This window comes from Ureibacillus sp. FSL K6-2830, from assembly GCF_038004145.1.
Taxonomy (GTDB): Bacteria; Bacillota; Bacilli; order Bacillales_A; family Planococcaceae; genus Ureibacillus; species Ureibacillus thermosphaericus.
This window is the reverse complement of record NZ_JBBOQR010000001.1, coordinates 43,997-67,733: the sequence shown is the minus strand read 5'-3', so window position 1 is coordinate 67,733 and position 23,737 is coordinate 43,997. Positions and strand designations below refer to the sequence as shown.

Below are 23,737 nucleotides of genomic sequence, written 5' to 3'. Positions count from 1 at the left end.
TTATAAAATTGTATAAAAATACATTCATTATCGAAGGAGTATTTGATATGGCAAATAAAAAAGTAGTTTTAGCTTATTCAGGTGGACTTGATACATCAGTGGCGATTCCTTGGTTAAAAGAACAAGGTTACGACGTCGTAGCTGTTTGTTTAGATGTGGGTGAAGGGAAAGATTTAGAATTTATACAAAAGAAAGCTCTTCAAGTTGGGGCTGTTGAATCATATATTATTGACGCAAAAGATGAATTTGCAGAGGAGTATGCGCTTGTTTCGCTACAAGCACATACTTGGTATGAGCAAAAATATCCATTAGTCTCTGCTTTATCTCGTCCATTAATTGCGAAAAAATTAGTAGAGATTGCAAACAAAACAAACGCAGATGCGGTGGCTCACGGCTGTACGGGTAAAGGAAACGACCAAGTTCGTTTTGAAGTATCGATTAAAGCACTAAATCCGAATTTGGAAGTGTTGGCGCCGGTGCGTGAATGGGCTTGGAGCCGTGATGAAGAAATCGAATATGCAATAAAACATAACGTACCAGTACCAGCAACGATTGATTCGCCATTCTCCATTGACCAAAACCTTTGGGGACGTGCTAATGAAGCAGGAGTTATGGAAGATCCTTGGGTAGCTCCTCCAGAGGAAGCATATGGTTTAACTGTATCGATTGAAAATGCGCCAGATACACCAGAATATGTAGAAATTGAATTTGTTGAAGGTAAACCGGTAGCATTAAATGGCCAAGAAATGAAATTGGCAGATTTAATTCTAGAGTTAAATAAAATCGCTGGCCGACATGGTGTTGGACGCATTGATCATGTTGAAAACCGTTTAGTTGGTATTAAATCTCGTGAAGTGTATGAGATTCCAGGTGCAAAAGTTCTTTTAACAGCTCATAAAGAATTAGAAGATATCACATTAGTAAAAGAATTAGCACACTTTAAACCAATCATTGAACAAAAACTTTCTGAAGTGATTTATGATGGTTTATGGTTTAACCCAATTCGTGAAGCACTTTGTGCCTTTATTAAAGAAACGCAAAAATATGTAAATGGTACAGTTCGCGTTAAATTATTTAAAGGTCATGCAATTGTTGAGGGACGCAAATCTCCAAATTCTTTATACAGTGAAAAATTAGCTACTTACTCTAAAGACGATGCATTTAATCATGCATCAGCAGTTGGATTCATCGAACTTTGGGGTCTTCCAACTGTTGTCGCTTCACAAGTGAACAATAAAGAAGTAAACAGTAAATAATTATGTTGAGTGCGAAGAGGTCTAGGTATGATTATTTTAAGACAGGATTAGAGAAGAAGAGGCTTGTTCTTAAAATAAGTGCTTGAGAATGGTGGTTTCTCAAGCATACCAAGACTACTTCGCTATTCTTTTTCACATGAATTGTAACATTATTTTTAGTAAGGATAGGTGGAACAAATGACAAAACTTTGGGGAGGCCGTTTCCAAAAATCAGCAGAAAGCTGGGTTGATGAATTTGGAGCGTCCATTGGTTTCGATCAGCAATTAGTGATGGAAGATATTGAAGGAAGTCTTGCTCATGTAACAATGCTCGGCGTACAAGGTATTTTACCGGAAGAAGATGTGGAAAAAATTAAATGGGGACTAAATGAATTAAAAAAGCGTGCTGAAAATGGCGAGCTTGAATATAAAATTGAAAATGAAGATATCCATTTAAACATTGAAAAAATGTTGATTGATTTAATTGGTCCTGTTGGAGGGAAATTGCATACTGGCCGAAGCCGCAACGACCAGGTTGCGACAGACGTTCACTTATTTTTAAAGAAACGAGTAAAAGAAGTAATCGAATTAATAGAAACTTTCCAAAAAACAATTTTACAAAAAGCAGAGCAGCATATCGATACAATTGCTCCTGGTTATACGCATATGCAAAGAGCACAACCAATTAGTTTCGCCCATCATTTAATGGTGTATTTTTGGATGTTAGAGCGTGATAAAGAACGATTTAAAGAATCAATGAAGCGTATCGATATTTCACCTTTAGGGGCAGGTGCAATGGCTGGAACAACATTTCCAATTAATCGTCAATTGACTGCAGATTTGTTAGGTTTTAGTAGAATTTATGAAAATTCAATGGATGCGGTAAGTGATCGTGACTTCATTGTAGAATTTTTATCCAATTCATCTTTACTCATGACCCATCTTTCCCGTTTTGCAGAAGAAATCATTATATGGTCTACTGATGAATTTAAATTTATCGAATTAGATGATTCCTTTTCTACTGGATCATCCATCATGCCACAGAAGAAAAATCCAGATATGGCAGAATTAATCCGTGGAAAAACGGGTCGTGTATATGGAAATTTAATCGGTTTACTTACGGTGTTAAAGGGAACACCATTAACATATAACAAAGATATGCAAGAAGATAAAGAAGGAATGTTCGATACTCTTCAAACAATTTTAGGATCATTAAAGATCTTTGAAGGAATGGTTCGAACAATGACTGTTAATACGGAACGATTGCACAAAGCGGTACATAGCGATTTTTCCAATGCCACAGAGCTTGCAGACTATCTCGCTACAAAAGGAATGCCGTTCCGTAAAGCACATGAAGTGACTGGAAAGTTAGTTTTTACTTGTATTCAAAAAGGTATTTTCTTACAAGACTTGTCCTTAGATGAGATGAAGGCGGAAAGTGAACTGATTGAAGAAGATGTTTATGAAGTACTTAAACCTGAAGCGGCTGTTTCTCGTCGTCTCTCTCAAGGTGGGACAGGTTTTGAACAAGTTCGAGTGCAAATCGAAAAAGCAAAAGCATGTTTAAATTAATTTGTTTGGGAGTGTATAGAAAGGTCGTAAATTTTCTATACACTCTCACTTTTTATGATCACAATTTCTTATAAATTTGCTCCTGGGATAATCGAAACAACTTTCCACTATCAGCACCGTAAATGGGAGTCTCAATACGATTTTTCAGTGGGCTCTTTTTTATGACATTTCAGTTAATGAATAGCCTCCTCAAAATAGAAAACAATAAGGAAAAGGAGGTTACCACATTGAGAATCGTCATTTCTCTTGTATTAATTGCTTCAACAATCTTTGTTGCCAACATAATGTCTGATTCTCCCGATAGCAATGCCCAACAAACTGCACCTGCTTATGCAAAATGGGGAAGAATCGTTATGGAGAAGGTAAAAGAGAAATATGCACAAGCAAATATTATTGATTATCTCCATATCGGAAGAGAAATTGGAGATAAGACGACTACGGAAAAATTTAAACTTTGGTTAAGAGAAGGCAATCGTGAATTTGGCGTCTATGTTGATATTATTTTCGATAATCAAACGGAAGAGGTCATCGATATTCTCTATAGGGAAACTAATCGTTAAGAATTGGTGCAAAATTCTTTTATTGAATTGGATAAGTCTCCTTGTTATGTTGTTGAATCTGTTGAAAAGAACTTATATATGTCAAAATTGATAAAATAACCTATCAACACTTCATTGTATTGATAGGTTATTTTTATGATGGACTATTTATCATCTAATTTGACCATTTCCACGTATATAATATTTCGTTGATGTTAAAGCTGGTAATCCCATTGGACCTCTTGCGTGAAGTTTTTGTGTACTAATTCCGATTTCTGCACCGTACCCAAATTGAAATCCATCTGTAAAGCGTGTGGAAGCATTGACATAGACGCTTGTTGCATCAACGCGGTTTAAGAATATTTCAGCACTTTTCTCATCATTTGTGATAATTGCTTCCGAATGTTTCGTACCATAATAATTGATATGATCTATTGCTTCATCAACATTATTCACAATCTTCACACTAATCGTTAAACTTAAATATTCCGTTGCATAATCTTCGTCTGATGCTAGTGTAGCATGTGGTAACACATCGCATACTTTTTCATCTCCAATAATTTCAACCCCAGCATTTTCTAAGTTTGTTAATAATTTTTTTCCGTGCAGTTTAAACCAATCTTCGTGAATTAATAAGCTTTCTGCTGCATTGCAAACAGAAGGTCTTTGTGTTTTCGCATTGATAATGACTTTTTCAGCAATTTCATAGTCTGCTGATTGATCGACATAGATGTGACAATTTCCAGCTCCTGTCTCAAGCACTGGGACAGAGGCTTCTTTTACAACTAAATCAATTAATTTTTTACCGCCGCGAGGAATTAATACATCAATATATTCTTTTAAATGGAATAATTCAGAAGCTGTTTCATGTCGTGTATCTTCAATCAACTGAACGGCATCAATCGGCAATGCGGATTTTTCTAACGCACGGTGTATACATGAAACAAGAGCTATATTGGAATGTTTAGCGGATGAGCTTCCACGCAACATAACAGCGTTTCCAGTTTTTAAACATAATGTAGCTGCATCAACTGTAACATTTGGACGGGCTTCGTAAATCATGCATACAACTCCAAGCGGCACTCGTCTTTTTTCAATTTTTAATCCATTTTCTTTTGTAAAACTTTCTAACACTTCACCGATTGGATCTGGTAAGGAAATTAATTGATATATAGCTTCACACATTGCTTGAATGCGTTGTTCATTTAACATGATTCGATCTAGTACTGCATCAGTTAAACCATTTTCTTTTCCGCTTACTAAATCTTTTTTATTTGCTTCAAGAATGGCATCTTTCTCAATAAGCAGCTGTTTTGCAATTTTTGCTAATGCGTCATTTTTTTCTTCTGTTGTTTTTACATTCATTAAATAACTTGCAAATTTCGCTAATTTACCTTTTGTTTTCACTTCGCTACCTACCATAAATTGTGTCATGAAAATACCTCCTTCATTCTAGAAAAATATTATAATTTTACCCATTTATCTCGATGAATGACTTCAATATATCCTGAGTGAAGTTCTTCGGTTTTTTTACCACAAGCAAAAGCCAATTCTTTGCTGGAATAAAACACTTCTCCTCGACCTAACAGACCTGATTCTCCATAAACTTCCACAACATCACCGCGGTCAAATTCACCTTCAACTCGAAAAATCCCTGCAGGCAATAAACTTTTTCCTCTTAATAACAATGCTTCTTCAGCACCTTTATCGATGAATAATTTTCCTTTTGTTTCTGTAAAGGAAATCCATTGTTTTTGGTTAGGAAGTATAGTTAGATGATCACGATCAATATACGTTCCATCACCATGACCATTTAAAATATCGAGCAATTTATTTGGTCCACTTCCTTTTCCAATAAATACTTTTACACCAGCTTTTAAAGCGGTGCGAGCAGCTAGCAATTTGGATTGCATGCCTCCCGTTCCCACTTTGGAGCCAGCACCTTTTGCTAGTTGAAGCATGTCATCCGTAATTTCAGTTAGATGACGAATCCGTTTAGCTTTTGGATTTTTTAAAGGATTATCGTCATAGAAACCGTTAATATCCGTCAAAATAATGAGTTGATCTGCATGTACTAACCCGCTTACTAGGGCAGAAAGCATATCATTGTCGCCAAAAGTAAGTTCCGTCACTGAAACAGTGTCATTTTCATTTACGATAGGCAAAATAGAACGTTCTAACAACTCACTAAAAGTTGCAAAAGCATTTTTATAACGCTCTTTATTTGAAAAATCGGTACGTGTTAGAAGCACTTGGGCTGTTGTGATTCCGTATTTTGCAAATTGATCTGCATAAAGTTGAATAAGTAAACTTTGACCAACAGCTGCAGCTGCTTGTTTTCCTTTTAAAGTGACTGGTCGAGTAGGGTAACCTAGTTTTCGAAATCCTGCCGCCACCGCACCAGAAGAAACAAGAAGAACTTCATGGCCATCTTTGACAACTTGATAGATTGAGTCAACGTGTTCTTTAATTTTAACGTAGTCAATTTCACCCTTTGAATTTGTAAGCGAACTTGAACCTATTTTAACGACAATTCTTTTCTTCTCCATCAACAACCATCCTTAAAAACTTTCTACTGAAATAAAAAAACCTTTTTCGCCCTTATTTTTAGGGCGAAAAAGGAGTTTCCGCGGTACCACCTAAATTGGATTATGCCAACATAATCCCACTTTACCTCAAATAACGCTTTGAGCATGCGTCTAGTTTTAGCTAGAAGCTAGCGAAGCAGGTTCAGCAGCTCTTATTTGTACGATGTCTTTCAGCCTATGGACATCGCTCTCTTTCCAACAGTGTGCAGCTTACTAGTCTTCGTTAAGCTGATTGCTATATAAACATTTAGTGGTATATTTATTAATTAATATGCATGAAATTTTAAAAAGTGTCAACAATTAAAAAGTTTCTAACGAATAAAGTGTTTTATTCATTAAATAATAAATATACAATAATTTATAAAAATTTATAAAATATAAAGGGGCAAACTATCAATGAATATTGAAGTAGGAAATGGAGTAGACATCATAGGAGATATCCATGCATGTTTTGATGAATGGATTCAAATGTTGCATCAATTAGGTTACGAAAAAAATGAACAAGGATTATACGCTCATCCAAAAGGGAGAAAAATTATTTCTCTTGGAGATATCATGAGTAGGGGACCAAAATCGATTGATACGATGAAATTTTTTTTAAATCATTGCAATGTAAACACGTATATGATTGATAGTAATCATGGATGGAAAATTGCCCGTTGGCTAGATGGAAGAAAAGTGCAGTTAAAACATGGTGATGAAAAGGTAGAAGAAGAATTTAATCAATATGAAAAAATACATGGTATAGAAAAAACAAAAAAGTTAAAAAATCAATTCAAAGACTTACTAATGAACGTACCTTCACATTATATCTTAACAGATCAAGGGCAGCCAAAAGTCGTTTGTGTGCATGCAGGCATACGAGAAGAATTTATCGGTAAAGAATCCAATAGAATCAAAAATTTTTGCCGCTATGGCGATGTTGCTGGCATGGACGAACAAGGGAAACCAATACGTCGTGAGTGGTATAAGCAATATAAAGGTTCATTGCTTGTTATTTGGGGCCATGAGCCAAAACCAGAGCCGCTAATTATGAATAATACAATTAATATTGATCAAGGAGTTGTTTTTGGAGGGAAGTTAACGGCTTATCGGTATCCTGAAAAAGAATTTGTATTTGTTCAGGCTAAAAGAGACTATTCAGGTGCAAAAGAGAATCCTTTAAAATAAAGAAAAATAATACCCATCAAACCTTATAGAAAAGGTTTTGAAGGGTATTTTTAGAAATATATAATAAACCTATATAATTAACGAATTAACTTAATGGATGATTCCTAAGTTAATAAATTATGCCGCTTGTTTTGTATACTTATTTAGTAAATAGTCTAACTGTTGGCTGCAATTTACTACTTTTGGATGGGTGAATCCTAGTTCTTGTGCTTTTCGATACATATCTTTTCTTTTTATTTCTATTACAACTTTTAACACTTTTTTATACAGCGTGTTAAACATTTTTATTCCTCCAGTAAATATTGTTCATAATTTGATATTTTTCATATATGGTGTTGAAGCTCCTTCATTGTATACTATTTAGATTGAGCATTTTGCATATTTTTTGACCCAAGAGCCATAAGGATTTCAAAGACATAAAAAAGGACTTCACCCCTAAAATGTAGAATTTTTGAAGTGACGAAACAACAAAAAATTCAAAAGGAGGAAGTCACTTTGTATATTCTACAAGAAAGCCTATTTTCCTTTGAAGAACTGCAAAAATTAGAGTCAAAAGAGAAATTACCTATCTTTTTTAGCTCGCTTGATTTACGCCCTTATGCTAAACAGTTGAGAAGTTCTTCACCCCGAGGGGCTGACGGTCATTCCAGAGAAGGGATTCTAAGGGCTCTCATCGCTGCCCCACTCGAAGGCATCGACACCTTTACCGCCCTTCATCATCGATTGGATAAAGACCTTCGTTTCCGTTATCAATGCGGTTTATCGATTGATCGCCCCGCACCGTCTATCTCCACTCTCAGCCGGGTTTTTGCAGCACTTACCAAAAAAAAGCTGGCTGAAAAGATCTTCCTTGACTTGGTACAGTTAGCTCAGGAGGAAGGAATAATTGACGGCAGCCACCAGGCCATCGACAGTGCCGCCATTGATGCCTATGAAAAGAAACAGCCCAAAAAGCGTAGTGAACAAACGGGTAATGCCAATTGGGGCGCAAAATATGATTCCTTCGGCAATAAAATTACCTGGTTTGGCTATAAGATGCATCTTTCAGTCGATACCGCAAGCGAACTGCCAATGGCCATAAAAGTAACCCCTGCCCATGTGAACGATGGAGAAGTCGCACCAGAATTAATCGAGCAAGTGGCAGAGCGTACCAAATCCAAAATTGAATTTCTGATCATGGATGGCGGATATGACCAACTAAAAAACTATGAATCAGCCAAAAACATTGGAGCGCAAGCCATTATCCCGCTCAATTTGCGCAACGAAAAAGAGCCTCCTGAAGGGATTTCTTCCAATGGAACTCCGCGTTGTTCCATGGGTTATGAAATGACTTATTGGGGAGCTGATAAGGACCAGCTCAAGTTCAGATGTCCTCACGCAACCGGCAAAGTGGATTGCCCATTAGGAATGGCAGCCTGTTCATCTTCCAACTATGGAATGGTGGTAAAAGTCGACATCAAAAAGGATGTGCGCCGATATTCCAATCCGCACCGTGATACAAAACGTTGGAAAGAGCTTTACAACGAGAGGACAAGTGTAGAACGCTGTAATTCAAGAATGAAAAGCTACCTTACGGCGAACTCCCTACATGTATGGGGAATTGAAAAAGTAAAGACCCATATTTACCTGAACGCTATTGTATTACTTGTTTCAGCGCTAGCGATGGCAAAGGAAAATAAAGGGAAGAAAGCCGCTTAAAAAAATTCAATATGAAAAATTCTGTAGGTATGCCCAAAAACAGGATTATTGTAATATTTTGTAAAATAACATGCTGGTAGCTATTTGTCGAGTGCTTTATTTTTTATACTTTTATCCAAAAAATCTAATTTTGCAAAATGCTCAGATTAAAAAAAATGTCGGATTGTGGAGGAAAAATAGATTTTCACAAATTTGTCACAATTTAATAGGATTAACTAATAGAAAATGGGGTATATATCTTTGTTGTAGGTAATAATATAATTCAATGAAATCTCATCCAAATCCAAAGTTGAAGGGGATGAGATATTGATTATAAGTGATGAATTTAGATTAGAGAAGGGGATTTCTAAATAGGATTGGGCTCTTGAAAAGTTGATTTGAATCATTTCTCTTTACGACTGTTTGCAATGATTTCAAACTTAGAAAAATAGCGAATAACAGGGATCAAAATTGACGTAACAGATAATGGAGTATTACTTACAAGATCTAATGCGGACATAGACGATGATGACGTTTGATGTGACCATTAAAAGGGGAAAGAATTATATTTATAAGTAATTGAGCCTGACCAAAAAGTTTTGCTCTTTTTGGCCAGGCTCTCTTTTATTGAATGATGAAATGTAAGAATACTCATTAATTTGTGAATGATAAGATTGCTTTATTTTTATATACTTCAAGTGTACGAATTGCTTCTTCTTTAGAGTCATATTCGAAACAACGGAAAGAGTCTGCATCAAAAACTGTTACAACCCACATAAAAAATGCCTCCTTAATTTACCAAGAAATAATTTATTTATAATCTATTGTCAATGACTATAACTACTCATTATTTTGTATAGGACAAGTACGCTGAATGACCGAATTTTTGAAGTGCTAATGTTGCTTCATTTTTTTCAATAAATTCAAAGATACGATAAGAATTTTTTTCAAATACAGTAAGCACCCACATCTTGGGATCAAACTCCTTCATAAAATAATTTTGTTATATAACAATTTGCTGCTTTCTAATAAACAGTTAAATTGTTATATATCAATTTCAAATTCATTGTACACCTAATATATGAGAAAGAAAATAGAAAGTGAATTATTTCACAAATTGTTCAATATGATGACGTTTTCATCAGAAATTTACAAAAATTTATGAATATACATTTTATTAATAAAATTTACTATTAGTTTAAAATCCAGCGAAAATGTAACAATTCGCTGGATTGTTGGTACAATTTATTCAAGAATACGTTTATAAAATTCTTTTGGAAATTCAATACCTAAATTTTCGAATTCTTTTTCCGCTTCTTCAACAATTTGTTTCACTTTTTCTCTTGTCTCTTCATCTAATTGTGGTTCTTTTGGCATTTCAACGCCCAATTCCTTTAATTTTTCTTCTGCTTGCTCTTTCGTAATGGATCCACTTTTCATTTGTTTCATAATTTCCTTTACCTTTTGCTTTGTTCCCTCATCTAGTCCATCGTAAATTTTACATTTCTCATCTTTAGGGGAGATGACGCCTAAATTATACAGTTTTTCATCTGCCTGTTCAGAAGTAATTTTACCTTCTTCTAATTCCTTAATAATTTGTTTTACTTGTTCTTTCGTTTCTTCATCTAATTGAGAATACGTTAGATGTGCATTTAAATGCGGAATTTTCACACCTAAATTCTCTAATTCAGAATGCAAATCATTTAAGATTTTATCCACTTGTTGCTTTTTTTCATTATCTAATTGTTCATATTCCTGTAAAAATTTTGAATGATAATGGGCTTCTGCTCCTAAAGGGAACAATAAAAGTCCAAAGGTTAAAAGGAAAGTGAATAGATAAAATCTTTTTTTCATGTTGATCACCTCACAAAGATTTTAGCTTTCAATATTTTTAACCTTACACTTTTATCGTTCCCAAAATTCGCAAATAAAAAAGTGACGTTTATTGGTATATTCAGCAAGAAAAAGCATAAAAAAAGGAGCATTATTTGCTCCAAATAATGATTGCTAATATTTATGAAAATGACTTAAGCTACAAGAGTCAAGTTTGTGAAGGAAAGGATTGCTGGCAATTGTAACTCTTCCATAGCTTTAACTGCTTCTTCTTTCGTTTCGAATTCATAAATGCGGAAATTTTCTTCCTCAAATAGTGTGACGACCCACATCATTAACGCCTCCATTATATTTATATATCAACTTTGATTTCATTGTACTCCTTTTCAATCACATAAAGAAACGATTAGTGAAGCATTTCACATTTTATTCATAAAATATTTTTCACAAAGTTAACAATTATTTTTTTAAATAATTATCAAGGGAAATAATTTTTTCATCTTCTGTAGGAGGCTGTTTTGACATAACATCTTTAAAAAAATCGAATTTTTCCTTATGACCAATGTACATATTAAAGTTGCGGTGGGACTGGTTCATGAAAATAATTTGATTTTTATTCATTTGATAACCTCCAAATGGACAGGAGAATTAAAAAGAAAGGGTTAAATATTTTTATGGGTTAAATATTTTTATTTGATTTTTGAGTTTTATCGTGATTTGTTTTATTGTTTTTATTTTTTACTTTTGAATCGAATTCTTCTGAAATTTCCTCTGATGGATCTTCTGGATTTTCAGCATGACTAGTTGTGTTTTTATGCAAGTGTTTATAAGTTTCAAATGGATTGTGAGTTCTTTTGTTTATTGTTCTCTTATTATTTTTGCTCATATTCTTCACCTCCTAGCCCTAATTTGCTCTTATCGGGTTATTTTATAATTGGAACTTACTCGTAATTTTTTTCTAAAATATAATCCATTTTTTCTAACAATTGTGATTGAATTTCAGTATCTCTCTCATATTCATTTTGAAACATCTGAAAGTTCATTACATCTAGATTGGGTGGTGCGTTATACATTTTTTCAAGCAATTTTTTTAACACGTCCAATTGTTGAATAACATTTTCTTTTAATGCAATGGTATCTGGATATTGAACATTAAAATCCATTAATTCACTCTTCAACTCAACTATTTTTTGTTGCATTTCTAAATTTTCTTCCATACCACCTTCTATTACATAAAACGTTGTAAATTGCAATTGATTCATTTTCTCTTCTGATTTACTAAGGTGATCACTAATACGATCTACTAAAGGAAAAAATTTATCGTCTAATGTTTCATACAATGCTTCAAATTCTTTTGATTGAGAATAATCTGTAAAATATCCAGGAAAAAAAATAATCAAAAGAAATATTCCAATTAAGATGATGAACAACCATTTTTTCATTTCTTTCTCCTCGCTTTTAATTTTTATTTTGCGAAAGGGAAAAATTTTTATCCTAAAATGTTGGTTTATTGGCAATAGAATCATCATAGGTTTATAAAATTTGGACAACCTAATGAACAATAAGAGAGGTGAACTGACATGATGATTCAAAAATCCTCACAATGGAAAGAGGAGTTTGCACGTCGCCTTGAAAAGGGAGGACCTTGGGATAATTGGATGCTATACAAAATGGCTTATGAGGTCGTAAAAGATCAATTAATTACAGATTTTTCAGGTTTACAAGCTCCGAAATTTTTAACAAACATACAATTTCTCGAACATCAAATAGATGCAGCAAGAACGGTTATTGAAAAAATGAATGGAAAGGCAATATTAGCGGACGAAGTTGGACTTGGAAAAACGATAGAAGCTGGTTTAATTTTGAAGGAATATATTCTAAGAGGACTGGTAAAAAAAGCATTAATCTTAGTGCCGGCATCATTACTTACTCAGTGGGTTGATGAACTGAACGCAAAATTTTTTATTCCTGCCATTGGTTGTCGAAAAAAGAATGTTCCCTTCGAACAATATGATTTTGTTGTCATGAGTATGGATATGGCTAAACGGAGTCCATATCGGGAAAAGATTTACGAACAGAACTATGACATGATTATTATTGATGAAGCTCACAAATTAAAAAACAATAAAACGCAATCATATCAATTTGTACAAGGATTAAAGAAGAAATTTTGTTTATTGCTAACTGCTACACCAATTCAAAATAACATTTTTGAAATTTTTTATCTCGTGTCCTTATTAAAACCTGGTCACTTAGGAAATGTAGAAAGTTTCCAATCATATTTCAAAAAAGGGAAAAATGGCTTACAGGAAGATGAATACTTAAAAGAATTAGTGAATCAAGTGATGATTCGAAATCGTAGGCAAGATACGGGCATTGAGTGGGTTGGTAGACATGTTGAAACAATTCCAATTCAATTTACTGATGAAGAAAAAGAAGTTTACGAAATGATTCAACAATTAAAGGAACGCACAAGTGTATTTGCCAATTCTTTTGCTATGACAACACTATTAAAAGAAATGTGCTCGAGTAAAGAAGCAGCATATTTAACATTAGTGAAAATGAAAGAGAAGATGCAAAGTAGAGATGAAATAGATTATATAGAAGAAATTATAGAGAAAATGTCCAATTTAGAAATCAATTCAAAAGCAGAAAAAACTTATGAAATTATTCAAAAGGCAAAAGATAAAGTCATTATCTTTACCGAATATAGAGCAACACAACACTATTTACAATGGTATTTATATCAAAAAGGAATTAAAAGTGTGTTGTTTAACGGAAAGTTTAGTAAAAATAAGCGAGATTGGATGAGGCAATTATTCAAAGATTACGCTGACGTATTAATAGCAACAGAATCAGGTGGCGAGGGGATTAACCTTCAATTTTGCCATCATGTTGTAAATTTTGATTTACCTTGGAATCCCATGAAAATTGAGCAACGAATTGGCCGGGTACACCGTTTTGGTCAACAATCAGATGTATATATTTACAATTTAGCTATTCAAAATACAATTGAAGATCGCATCATCGACTTATTAACAAATAAAATCGATGTCTTTGAAAAAGTTGTGGGAGAAATAGATGATATCTTATCAAACAAAGTGGAAGAGCCAATATACAATTCTCCAAGTTTTGTGCCAAATTTCCATTTTGAAGATTTCGGGTTAGAAGATCAGTTAGGCTTCACATAAATTTTCCAATGCAAACTTCTCGAATTGGGAGGAGCAAAAGAATGATAGCTGAACAAATCCATCATTATTTACGAACATTTTTTATAGAGACAAATTGTAAAATTGAAGAGGAAACATCCGATTATTTAACTGTTCAATTAACAGCTGATATTGATAAACGTATAATGAATCGTCCTTTTTATTGGCAATTTATTGAAAGTACAAAAGGAGAGCCAAACCCATTAAAAGTAACCTTTATTACGAAACAAAAAGAGAATTTAAACATTCGTGGTGAATATATTCATTATGGGTCGATGCGAATGCATCAAATTTTTCAAGCCACGAAAGACTTAGGCTGTTTTGTTCAAATGTATGAGAATATTGAGGGAGCAAGTTTATTTCCATGGATTGGTGCAAATTTTAAAGTTTCTTATCATACAGACCAAACAAAGGAATTGCTCTTTTCTTTAGGAATTAACTTAATTCATGGCAGCGTCAAAAGTGACTTCCAAGATATATTATGTGCGTTGCAGTTAACGGATGAATTGCCAAAAAACGCATATTGCCTACCTTATATTGTTTCTCCAATGAGGGCGATTGAACGTTTGGAAACAGCAATTGAAAATTATATTGCAAATGATGATTTATCTTGGGCGGATGAGGCAAAAAAACGATGGAAAAGGGAACAAGAAATATTAGATCATTTTTATGAAGATGTAGAAAACAAACCAGAAATTTATGAAATAGAGAAAAAAGCGTTAGAAGAGCGATTTCAACCTCGAATTAAAATTGAAATCGTTAGCGGGGGACTGTTTTACTTAAAATAAATGAAATCATTCTAATTTTCGTAGTACTAACCAAAGCTATGGTAAGTACTACTATTTTTTTGCGGCTTGGACTCTCCGCTCCCCACTCATGCAAGTATGTATTTTTAATCAAGCTCTATTAAGTTTATAAACAAGGGAATGGTGCTATATAGCATGACCGAAGTATAAATCAATCATCTATTTGGTTAAGTTAAATAAAAAATGGAAAAATGGGTGGGGAATATTGATGAAGTTAAACTATTATATTGTGATTTTTTTGCTATCATTGTGCCTTGGTGTAGTTGGTTATCTATCTTATCAAAAATCAACTATTGAACAATCGCCTGGAGAAAATGACTATACATTCAAAAAAGTTTCTTATACTAATGAAGAACAAAAGACTTCAAATGAATTGGAAGTTCATGCTTGTGAAAAAGGAACAATGCAATCACCTATACAAATTGAATACAAGAATGTACTTCTTAAAGATGCCCCAAGAATCAACATACATTATGAAAAGGAGCCTGTTGTACTAATAAAACAAAAAAATCAGTTTAAAGTAAATTCGAAATCGAATACAAGTTTTATTTCGGTTGATAATGAACAATACAAATTTCATTCCTTCCATTTCCATTTACCAAGTGAACATCAAATCGAAAATCAAAACTATGATATGGAATTACATCTCGTACACGAAAATGAAAAAGGCGACCATGCTGTAATAGCGGTATTTATAAAATCTGGAGAAGAAAACGAAGCAATTAAAGAAATATGGAACTTTATACAAGATGAAAATATGAATGAAAAAGAAATGGATTCATTCAATTTATTACAATTAATTCCTGAAGTAAGGGAAGGGTATTACTATTCCGGTTCTTTGACGACACCTCCTTGTACAGAAGGGGTTGACTGGATTGTATTTGAAGAGCCAATCGAATTTTCAATTGAACAAATTACAATGTTTAGAGTTGTTTTCGGTCATACGAATCGACCTATACAACCAACGAATGACAGGAAAATTTTTAAAATAACCATCAATTAAATATTCTAAATATAATCCCTCATATCATATGAATGATTGACATTGAAATGCACTTTATAAATATGTTGAATATTTTATGGTTCAATACAGCAAAGTTGTAGAACAATTTGTTTCTCATCTACTTTCTGAGCATTCATGTTTTAATCAGCTGTAGTAATAAAGTGAGGGAGTGATTCTACAGGTTGATTATTTTGAATTTTTTAAATGGTTAAAGAATAAGGGGCGGTATCGCTCCTTTTTGTGTTAATTAAGCACATAAATCGTTTTATGATTACTGTTTTAAAAATGCCTCACGTTATTGAATATTTTTGTTATTAAAGGAAAAAAATAACTAAAAAAGTGGTAATTTCCTTCATCCAGTTGCATAGTGAGGTGAATTGAATGATTATTAATATGTTAACTGTAATATTTGTCTTGATTTGTTGTATTGTAAGTTTTCTCCTTATGGTTTTCACAAAAAAAACTTTGTTGTTTCGATATATTCCAATAGTTATCATCACAGTTAGCTTCATCTTTATAACGATTAAATACTTCTTCTATTCATATTACTTGATAGTCACAAAATTATTTGATGGTGTAATCCTTGTTCTTTTCCTTACATTATGGTTCTTCATTATGATTGAACATGTCATTCTTGATCTCATTGAAGATTATTCAAACATCCGCTCATTTTTTCGTATCATGTATAATCGAATTAAGCGATTGAAGTTTCGTTATGTTCGTTTACATTTCATAAAAAAAATTAAAAACCAAAGCCTACATTAATGCACATATCGATTTGTTGAAGGAAACAGGAACAGGGAGGTTCTATTCATGAAAATAACCATTGAATGGACGTATCATCATAAAGGATTGGAAACAACTTTTCGATCAGATGAAATGCCGCCAGTTCAAGCCCTATTGATTGCAGAAGAATTAAAGAAAACCGGAAAAGTAAAACATATGACCTTTATTGATCAATATGACAGTACATGGTCTGTTAAAGAAATAAAAAAATATTTAAAGGAAATCGAAACTGAGCCATCCAATGTGACAGTGTATTTTGATGGTGGTTATGATTTAGAAAGTCAAAAAGCCGGTTTAGGATTTGCCATATATTTTGAACAAAACGGAAAATCTTATCGAACTAGAAAAAATTTAATGCAACTTGGCTTAAGATCTAATAATGAAGCGGAATATGCGGCATTATACGGAAGTATTCTAGAGTTAGAAGTGATAGGCGTTCATCATCAAACTGTTCGATTCATTGGTGATTCACAGGTTGTTATTAATCAAATGAGTGGAGAATGGCCTATTTATGAAAAAGAATTAACAAATTGGGCGAATAAAATTGATGAAAAATTAAATCAACTAGGAATCAAATCTGAATTTAAATTAGTTTCGCGAAAAGGGAATGAAGAAGTCGATCGATTAGCAACTCAAGCATTGAATAATACCATAATTGAAGGAAAAATAGAGTTAGATTAATCGAGAAAAACTTGTGACATTCAATCTAGAATTTAAGTGATTTAGCTGTTTTATCTAGCAATCTTTTTAAATTCTATTAAATTATTTGAAAAAATAAAATGAAAATGTGTTATAATTTTCATAACAACTAAAAAATTATTAAATTTTGCAGGGGTGGCCTAAGTGCCTGAGAAGGTGATATCACCTAACCCTTAGAACCTGATGCAGCTAGTACTGCCGTAGGGAGCAAAATACCTTATCGTATGAATGATGATTATGTGTATTGTTGCTCTCCAAACTTGGAGAGTTTTTTTATTTCATATGATAATTGCAGGGGTGGCCTAAGTGCCTGAGAAGGTGATATCACCTAACCCTTAGAACCTGATGCAGTTAGCACTGTCGTAGGGAGCAATGAAAGATTGTGTTCTATTTTCAAAGCTCTTTTGCGCCGTGCAAAGGAGCTTTTTCTTTACATAAATTTTTACAATTATAGGAGGATATATATGAGCTTAATCAAAATAAGAAAAAAAAATCCATTAATTCATTGTATTACAAATACCGTTGTAACGAATTTTACTGCAAATGGTTTGCTTGCAATTGGAGCTTCACCAGTTATGTCAGATGAGCCATTGGATGTAGAAGACATGGTCGCTATTGCAAACGGATTATTAATTAATATTGGAACATTAAATAAAAATTCCGTAGAAGCAATGATATTAGCTGGGAAAAAAGCAAATGAACTAAATATTCCTGTCGTACTTGATCCTGTCGGAGCGGGGGCTACAACATATCGTAAAGAAACTGCAAAAAATTTATTAAAAGAGATTAAATTTGATTTAATCCGATGTAATGCTGGTGAATTAGCAGCAATTGCAGGAATTAATTGGCAAGCAAAAGGAGTTGATAGCGGACAAGGAGAAATGGATATTACCAATGTTGCTAAGGAAACTGCTCAAAAGTATGGTGCAATTATTGCTGTTTCTGGAAAAGAAGATTTCGTGACTGACGGAATAGAACACTATCAAGTTAGTGGTGGCCATGAGTTAATGACTCAAGTAACAGGAACAGGTTGTTTATTAAGTGCTATTTGTGCTGCAGCATTAACGTTGGATGGAGGAAAACTTGAAAATATTCGAAATGTATTAGCTGACTATAAAAAAGTCGCTGAAAATGCGTCGAAAGAAAAATACCTTGGTTCCTTCCAAGTTGAAATAATAAATGGATTACATCAAATTTCAAGAGGTGAATAACTATGAATATTGTCTTGACAATTGCTGGTTCAGATAGCGGCGGGGGAGCTGGCATTCAAGCGGATTTAAAAACATTTCAGGAGCTAAATGTTTTTGGTACATCTGTTATTACCGCATTGACTGCTCAAAATACATTAGGCGTAGAAGGTATTTATCCTGCAACGGCTGAATTTGTGGAACAACAATTGAATACGGTTTTACAAGATTTTGAAGTGAAAGCATTAAAAACAGGTATGTTATTTTCTGCAGATATTATTAAAACGATTGCAAAAAATTTAATAGATAAAAATATTCAAATAGTCGTTGATCCAGTGATGATTGCAAAAGGTGGGCAAGCGTTATTGCAAGAAGAGGCCGTACAAGCGATGAAAAATGAATTATTGCCAATAGCAACCGTATTAACGCCTAATATTCCAGAAGCTGAGACAATCACAGGTATGAAAATTGAAACAGCAGATGACATTCAACAAGCAGCAGCAAAGATTTTGCAACTTGGTGTTAATTGTGTAGTAATGAAAGGCGGACATTTTGAAGGTCCATCTGCTGTTGATACGGTCTTTTTTCAAGACGGCTCTTCCTTCCAATTAAAATCAAAACGAATTAACACGAAACATACCCATGGAACAGGGTGTACTTTTTCTGCAGCTATTACAGCAAATTTAGGTAAGGGGCTTTCGTTAAAAGAGTCCGTTATCGAAGCGAAAAAATTTGTTCAAATGGCAATTGAAAATCCACTAAATATCGGACGTGGACATGGTCCAACAAATCACTTTGCTCACCGTTTTGGTGCTAAAGTAGAGGTGGAAATTGTTGAATAGAATGGATTTAGCTGTTTACTTCATAATGGGTAACGAGAATTGTAATAATGAGTCCCCGCTATCAGTGCTAGAAGATGCCTTAAAAGCAGGTATTACGATTTTTCAACTGAGGGAAAAAGGTAAAGAACCGTTAATGGGGAAAGAATTAGAACAATTTGCAAGATCATGTCAATCCCTTTGTAAACAATATGGAGTTCCTTTTATTGTGAATGATGATGTGGAGCTTGCATTAAAAATCGACGCAGATGGCATTCACGTTGGTCAAGATGATACACCGATAGAAGCAATTCGCGAAAAGTTTAAAAACAAAATAATAGGTGTTTCCGTTCATAATAAAGAAGAAATGGTGAAAGCTGTCGAAGGAGGGGCAGATTATGTAGGGATTGGTCCAATTTTTGAAACGAAATCGAAGCCTGATGCAAAAAAGCCAGCTGGGGTTAATTTTTTAAAGAAAGCAAGGGAGATGTATCCGAATTTCCCTATTGTTGGAATTGGTGGGATTACTCCATTCAATGCACAAATGGTGTTAGAAGCAGGAGCTGATGGCATAGCAGTGATTTCTGCTATATGTAATAGCAATAATCGTACACAGACAGTCCAGCAATTTAAGGGAAAGTAACATCATAACAATAAGTAATTCTATCGTAACCTTTCTCAAAATAGAATAACAAAATTTAAAAATAAACTGAAAAAAAGGAATTTACATAATAATATAATTCGATTATAATAGTTAACGTATTTGAATATGGAGCAAAACATGGTGGAGTCTGTCAACAAGGCTACCACCATGTCTTTTTTTTGCATCCATCTATTATGACAACAAGGGGGTAACTATTGTGGATGTATTTGAATTTATTTTACAAATCGTACTCGTGTTGCTCGTTGCAAAAATTGCTGGTCAAATCAGCATTCGCCTAGGACAACCATCCGTATTAGGCAAAATCATTGCAGGTATCGTTCTTGGGCCGGCTGTTCTTGGATGGATAGAACAAACGGAATTAATTCATGTGTTCAGTGAAATCGGAGTATTATTATTAATGTTCCTAGCTGGACTTGAAACAGACTTGGAAAGTTTAAATAAAAATGTAAAAGCGGCAACACTTGTAGCAATTTTAGGAGTAGTAATGCCAATTTTAATGGGGTGGGGCGCTTCACCACTATTTGGTATTCCTACATCTGAAGGAATATTTTTAGGATTATTACTTGCTGCAACGAGCGTAAGTATTTCCGTTCAAACATTGCGGGAAATTGGGTGGTTAAATAGTAGAGAAGGTGCTACATTACTTGGAGCAGCTGTTCTTGATGATGTAATTGTAGTAATTCTCATCGCTGTTGCAATTGGATTTTTTGTGGGCTCGGATACAAATATTGCATGGGTTATTGCACAGCAAATTATCTTCTTTATTGTCATTTACTTTGTTGGAAAATATCTTGTGCCGAAGTTTATGCATCTTTTTGAAGGATTTAAAGTTACTGAACCGATTGTTACTGCGGGATTAATATTATTATTTGCCTTTGCATATTTCGCTGATTTCCTTGGGGTATCAGGAATTATCGGTACATATTTCATGGGGGTAGCTATTAGTAGAACAAAATATGCAAAAGAAGTTGAACATGGTGTTTCACCAATTGCATATGGCATCTTTGTACCGTTCTTCTTTATTAACATCGGTTTACCAATGAGCTTTGATGGTATTGGAGATCAAATTGTGTTTATTATCGTCTTTTCTATTATTGCCTTGCTTTCAAAATTTATCGGTTGCGGTCTTGGAGCAAAAGTTTGCGGCTTTGGTTGGAGATCCTCGGCAGGCATTGGGGCAGGCATGATATCCCGAGGAGAAGTTGCATTAATCTTAGCTTCCATTGGACTAACTGGCGGCATATTATCTCAAGAGTTTTATGGCGCAATCATTGTAGTCATCATTATTACGACTTTAGTAACACCACCATTATTGAAGCTAATTTTCGGTAAACGGGAAGAAGCGCAACAAGCATAATAAATAATTAAAATAAAAAGGGGGCATATCAAAGTCATTTTGAGACGCCTCCTTTGCGGCTGTCGCTATCGCTTTCGCCGCAGATAAATTGCGGCTGTCGCACACGCTTAGCCGCAGATAAATTGCGGCTGTCGCACACGCTTAGCCGCAGATAAATTGCGGCTGTCGCACATGCTTAGCCGCAGATAAATTGCGGCTGTCGCACACGCTTAGCCGCAGATAAATTGCGACGAGGAGGCGCGTTTGATGTGACCACCGTAGGAGCAAAGTTTTTAAGAGAATATTACTATAAGAAGTAAGGCTGTTCAGAAAGTGTTCGACTCTGAACAGCCCCTTTTATTATTATATTTTAAATCTGCTTACAGTTTTTGATAATTCTTTGCTTAATTCGTTTAGTTCTTCTGAAGCTTCAGCAACAGAATGTATTGCTCTTAATTGCTCATCGCTAGCAGCACTTACTTCCTCACAAGCTGCTGCAGTTGATTGTGCTGTCATGGACATTTCCTCAATGGTTTCCACAACTCGATCTTTATATTTTATGATACTATCGATTTCTTCCGTAACAGTTTTAAAAGTATGTTCCATATTTAAAATTAACGATGATAGATTTTGGAATAGTATACTTGTATTTTCAACAACTGTTCCTTGTTCTTTGAATGTATCTTGCATTTCATTCATTTGTTTAACGACGGAAATTGCTTCTTGCTGCAATTCATGGATTGTTGATTTGACATGTTCCGTTGCTTTAGCCGATTGTTCGGCAAGTTTACGTACTTCTTCTGCTACAACAGCAAATCCTTTACCATGTTCGCCTGCACGAGCTGCTTCAATACTTGCGTTTAAAGCGAGTAAATTCGTTTGTTGCGAAATTTCAGAGATTGTATCCATCACAGATTCAATCGCATGAATTTTTTCTTCCAGTGAAGACACAGAGATAGACATATTGTGTAATTCTGATTTCGAATTTTCAAAGGAATTTAATAAATTGTCCATTTTCTCTTGTCCTTCATTATTCAATTCATTCGCTTCATTTGTAATTCCTTTGAGCGCTTTCGATTGCTCTGTCATTTGATTGATTTTGTCTCCTAATTTCCCTGATGAAACAGTTACTTGCTCTGCGTTTTCACTTGATTGTGTGGCGCCTATTGCAATTTCTCGCACAGCATTTGTTACTTCTACACTGGAAGCATTCGTTTCTTCAGCAAGGGCGCTTAAGTGATGAGAACGATCTTCCACTTGTCTTGAAGATGATTGAACAACTCCAATGATTTTTTTCATTTCTTCAAGCATGTTATTGAAATGTTTTGCTAATTCACCAATTTCATCATGTCTCTTTGTATCGATATGTACAGTTAAATCGCCATGTGCAACTTTTTCCATAGAAGTACATAAGGAATAAATGGGTTTGATAATTTTTGAAATGCTGAAATACAGTACGAAAAAGATTGCGATTAAGATGATGAATGTAAATAAAATAATCATATTTTGAATGCTATTTGCTGTACTATGTAATTGTTTTACATTGTAAACAGCACCAACTGTCCATCCTAAAGTCGGAATTTTTTCATAAACAATCACATTTTCTTGATTATCAATTGTCGTTCTTAAAATATTTTTTTGATTTTCGTCATTTAAAATCTTTTCAACAAATTCTAGATTGCTTAAATTCTCCCCCGTTAGTGTCGGGTGAACAATAGCAACTCCCGAAGAATCGAAAATAATTGGATATCCTTCAAAGCCTAAATCGATTTTCGAGATTTCCTCTGTCAAACTTGATAGTAAAATATCTACTCCTAATACACCTAGAACTTTATTTCCTTCCACTACTGCTTTTGAACCTGCAATTGCGTATTCCCCGGTTGAAGCATCTACATACGGAGGGGACCATAACACTTCATTTGGGTTTGCAATTGCTTCAGTATACCATGAACGGGTATTTACATCTAAATCAAAAATTTCATCGAAATGTGGTTCAGTGATAATTTTATTTGCATCTGTAAAGTAAATGGACGAAGCAGAGTTGTAAATGGTTAAATATTTTTTTAATTGTTCCCGAAAAGCTTGATCCGCTTCATCATTAAACGTTGTTGAGTGATTATAATAATCTAATACACCTTGGTCTGAAGCCATTTTTAAAATGCTTTTTTCATAACCATCAATAAAAGTTGAAATGGAATTCGTTAATTCTTTAACTAGTACATCACTTTGATCGATGACTGCATTTTCGGTTTTAGATGATATTAAGATGGAACTTGCTGTTGATAGGGAACCTAGACCAATTACAATGACGAGAAATACTATCCCAATAATTTTCCATCGAATGGAAATTTTCATTTTTCAACCTCCAATTTACATATTATGACAAACTTTGGATGAAAGATTGTCGAATCTAGTAGTATTTACCGATTATATGAAACCATAAATTAATAAAAAATAATATACTACTTTATTCATATATTTTTTAATAAATTTTGGATATTTTGAAATTTCCCATCATATAATTGATAAAACTATCTTTTTGTTGCAAACATTTCAAAATTTTTACATAGAATTGAAAGGGTTGAATTTTGAGAATGTTTAGGAGAATGCTATCA

24 protein-coding genes and 2 riboswitches are annotated in these 23,737 nt (G+C 34.0%); of the genes, 13 read left to right on the top strand and 11 right to left on the bottom strand.

Annotated elements, in window-relative coordinates; genetic code table 11:
- Nucleotides 1-47 precede the first annotated feature (47 nt).
- From NSU17_RS00330 to NSU17_RS00320, 3 genes are all read left to right on the top strand, one after another.
- Nucleotides 48-1,256, top strand: coding sequence for an argininosuccinate synthase (locus tag NSU17_RS00330; RefSeq protein WP_096551041.1), 1,209 nt, complete (start codon nt 48-50; stop codon nt 1,254-1,256).
- Between the two features lie 177 nt (nt 1,257-1,433).
- The gene (gene argH, locus NSU17_RS00325; protein ID WP_340703971.1) at nt 1,434-2,807 is read left to right on the top strand and encodes an argininosuccinate lyase; all 1,374 of its coding nucleotides are present in this window, start codon (nt 1,434-1,436) and stop codon (nt 2,805-2,807) included.
- Nucleotides 2,808-3,034: 227 nt separating this feature from the next.
- Nucleotides 3,035-3,367, top strand: a complete 333-nt coding sequence (locus NSU17_RS00320; RefSeq protein ID WP_340435030.1) for a YqzG/YhdC family protein — start codon at nt 3,035-3,037, stop codon at nt 3,365-3,367.
- 150 nt (nt 3,368-3,517) lie between these two features.
- On the opposite strand, the gene NSU17_RS00315 is transcribed toward NSU17_RS00320, so the two are convergent.
- Both NSU17_RS00315 and proB read right to left on the bottom strand, forming a co-directional pair.
- Entirely contained in the window at nt 3,518-4,780 is a 1,263-nt protein-coding gene (locus NSU17_RS00315; protein ID WP_340703970.1) for a glutamate-5-semialdehyde dehydrogenase, read from the bottom strand.
- A gap of 29 nt (nt 4,781-4,809) precedes the next feature.
- Entirely contained in the window at nt 4,810-5,895 is a 1,086-nt protein-coding gene (gene proB / locus NSU17_RS00310) for a glutamate 5-kinase (RefSeq protein WP_340703969.1), read from the bottom strand.
- Between the two features lie 435 nt (nt 5,896-6,330).
- Here proB and NSU17_RS00305 point away from each other — a divergent pair, with 435 nt between their 5' ends.
- On the top strand, nt 6,331-7,104 hold the full coding sequence (locus tag NSU17_RS00305; RefSeq protein WP_340703968.1) for a metallophosphoesterase: 774 nt from the start codon (nt 6,331-6,333) through the stop codon (nt 7,102-7,104).
- A 117-nt stretch (nt 7,105-7,221) separates the two neighbouring features.
- On the opposite strand, the gene NSU17_RS00300 is transcribed toward NSU17_RS00305, so the two are convergent.
- The gene (locus NSU17_RS00300; RefSeq protein ID WP_016837828.1) at nt 7,222-7,386 is read right to left on the bottom strand and encodes an aspartyl-phosphate phosphatase Spo0E family protein; all 165 of its coding nucleotides are present in this window, start codon (nt 7,384-7,386) and stop codon (nt 7,222-7,224) included.
- A 213-nt stretch (nt 7,387-7,599) separates the two neighbouring features.
- Here NSU17_RS00300 and NSU17_RS00295 point away from each other — a divergent pair, with 213 nt between their 5' ends.
- Nucleotides 7,600-8,802 carry a transposase gene (locus NSU17_RS00295; protein WP_063210481.1) on the top strand — a complete coding sequence of 401 codons (1,203 nt, stop codon included), beginning with the start codon at nt 7,600-7,602 and terminating at the stop codon, nt 8,800-8,802.
- 633 nt (nt 8,803-9,435) lie between these two features.
- Here the strand turns inward: NSU17_RS00295 and NSU17_RS00290 are convergent.
- The 7 genes from NSU17_RS00290 to NSU17_RS00260 all read right to left on the bottom strand — a co-directional run bounded on the left by NSU17_RS00290 (nt 9,436) and on the right by NSU17_RS00260 (nt 12,056).
- Nucleotides 9,436-9,558 (bottom strand): hypothetical protein, encoded by a 123-nt coding sequence (locus NSU17_RS00290; RefSeq protein WP_016837829.1) that lies wholly within the window; start codon nt 9,556-9,558, stop codon nt 9,436-9,438.
- A gap of 70 nt (nt 9,559-9,628) precedes the next feature.
- On the bottom strand, nt 9,629-9,751 hold the full coding sequence (locus tag NSU17_RS00285) for a hypothetical protein (protein WP_016837830.1): 123 nt from the start codon (nt 9,749-9,751) through the stop codon (nt 9,629-9,631).
- A gap of 275 nt (nt 9,752-10,026) precedes the next feature.
- The gene (locus NSU17_RS00280; RefSeq protein ID WP_340703967.1) at nt 10,027-10,635 is read right to left on the bottom strand and encodes a hypothetical protein; all 609 of its coding nucleotides are present in this window, start codon (nt 10,633-10,635) and stop codon (nt 10,027-10,029) included.
- A 173-nt stretch (nt 10,636-10,808) separates the two neighbouring features.
- Nucleotides 10,809-10,946: a hypothetical protein gene (locus tag NSU17_RS00275; RefSeq protein WP_016837832.1), complete on the bottom strand. Its 138-nt coding sequence runs from the start codon at nt 10,944-10,946 to the stop codon at nt 10,809-10,811.
- A 127-nt stretch (nt 10,947-11,073) separates the two neighbouring features.
- Nucleotides 11,074-11,235 (bottom strand): hypothetical protein, encoded by a 162-nt coding sequence (locus NSU17_RS00270; protein WP_168412189.1) that lies wholly within the window; start codon nt 11,233-11,235, stop codon nt 11,074-11,076.
- A gap of 58 nt (nt 11,236-11,293) precedes the next feature.
- Nucleotides 11,294-11,500 carry a hypothetical protein gene (locus NSU17_RS00265; protein WP_340703966.1) on the bottom strand — a complete coding sequence of 69 codons (207 nt, stop codon included), beginning with the start codon at nt 11,498-11,500 and terminating at the stop codon, nt 11,294-11,296.
- 55 nt (nt 11,501-11,555) lie between these two features.
- The gene (locus tag NSU17_RS00260; protein WP_340703965.1) at nt 11,556-12,056 is read right to left on the bottom strand and encodes a hypothetical protein; all 501 of its coding nucleotides are present in this window, start codon (nt 12,054-12,056) and stop codon (nt 11,556-11,558) included.
- 138 nt (nt 12,057-12,194) lie between these two features.
- Here NSU17_RS00260 and NSU17_RS00255 point away from each other — a divergent pair, with 138 nt between their 5' ends.
- The 8 genes from NSU17_RS00255 to NSU17_RS00220 all read left to right on the top strand — a co-directional run bounded on the left by NSU17_RS00255 (nt 12,195) and on the right by NSU17_RS00220 (nt 21,143).
- On the top strand, nt 12,195-13,805 hold the full coding sequence (locus NSU17_RS00255; RefSeq protein ID WP_340703964.1) for a DEAD/DEAH box helicase: 1,611 nt from the start codon (nt 12,195-12,197) through the stop codon (nt 13,803-13,805).
- Nucleotides 13,806-13,846: 41 nt separating this feature from the next.
- Nucleotides 13,847-14,611, top strand: a complete 765-nt coding sequence (locus NSU17_RS00250; protein ID WP_340703963.1) for a YqhG family protein — start codon at nt 13,847-13,849, stop codon at nt 14,609-14,611.
- 226 nt (nt 14,612-14,837) lie between these two features.
- Nucleotides 14,838-15,632, top strand: coding sequence for a carbonic anhydrase (locus tag NSU17_RS00245; protein WP_340703962.1), 795 nt, complete (start codon nt 14,838-14,840; stop codon nt 15,630-15,632).
- Nucleotides 15,633-16,445: 813 nt separating this feature from the next.
- On the top strand, nt 16,446-17,099 hold the full coding sequence (locus NSU17_RS00240; RefSeq protein ID WP_340703961.1) for a reverse transcriptase-like protein: 654 nt from the start codon (nt 16,446-16,448) through the stop codon (nt 17,097-17,099).
- A 139-nt stretch (nt 17,100-17,238) separates the two neighbouring features.
- Nucleotides 17,239-17,341: riboswitch (TPP riboswitch) on the top strand.
- 59 nt (nt 17,342-17,400) lie between these two features.
- Nucleotides 17,401-17,503, top strand: a riboswitch (TPP riboswitch).
- Nucleotides 17,504-17,581: 78 nt separating this feature from the next.
- A complete protein-coding gene (gene thiM / locus NSU17_RS00235; protein WP_340703960.1) occupies nt 17,582-18,328 on the top strand; it encodes a hydroxyethylthiazole kinase in 747 nt (248 codons plus the stop codon).
- Nucleotides 18,329-18,330: 2 nt separating this feature from the next.
- Nucleotides 18,331-19,146: a bifunctional hydroxymethylpyrimidine kinase/phosphomethylpyrimidine kinase gene (gene thiD, locus NSU17_RS00230; protein ID WP_340703959.1), complete on the top strand. Its 816-nt coding sequence runs from the start codon at nt 18,331-18,333 to the stop codon at nt 19,144-19,146.
- Nucleotides 19,139-19,765 carry a thiamine phosphate synthase gene (gene thiE / locus NSU17_RS00225; RefSeq protein ID WP_340703958.1) on the top strand — a complete coding sequence of 209 codons (627 nt, stop codon included), beginning with the start codon at nt 19,139-19,141 and terminating at the stop codon, nt 19,763-19,765. Before thiD ends, thiE begins: the two co-directional genes overlap by 8 nt.
- Before the next feature lie 217 nt (nt 19,766-19,982).
- A complete protein-coding gene (locus tag NSU17_RS00220) occupies nt 19,983-21,143 on the top strand; it encodes a cation:proton antiporter (RefSeq protein ID WP_340432823.1) in 1,161 nt (386 codons plus the stop codon).
- A 342-nt stretch (nt 21,144-21,485) separates the two neighbouring features.
- Here NSU17_RS00220 and NSU17_RS00215 read toward each other — a convergent pair whose 3' ends face one another.
- Nucleotides 21,486-23,477 (bottom strand): methyl-accepting chemotaxis protein, encoded by a 1,992-nt coding sequence (locus NSU17_RS00215; protein WP_340703957.1) that lies wholly within the window; start codon nt 23,475-23,477, stop codon nt 21,486-21,488.
- Nucleotides 23,478-23,737: the final 260 nt, after the last annotated feature.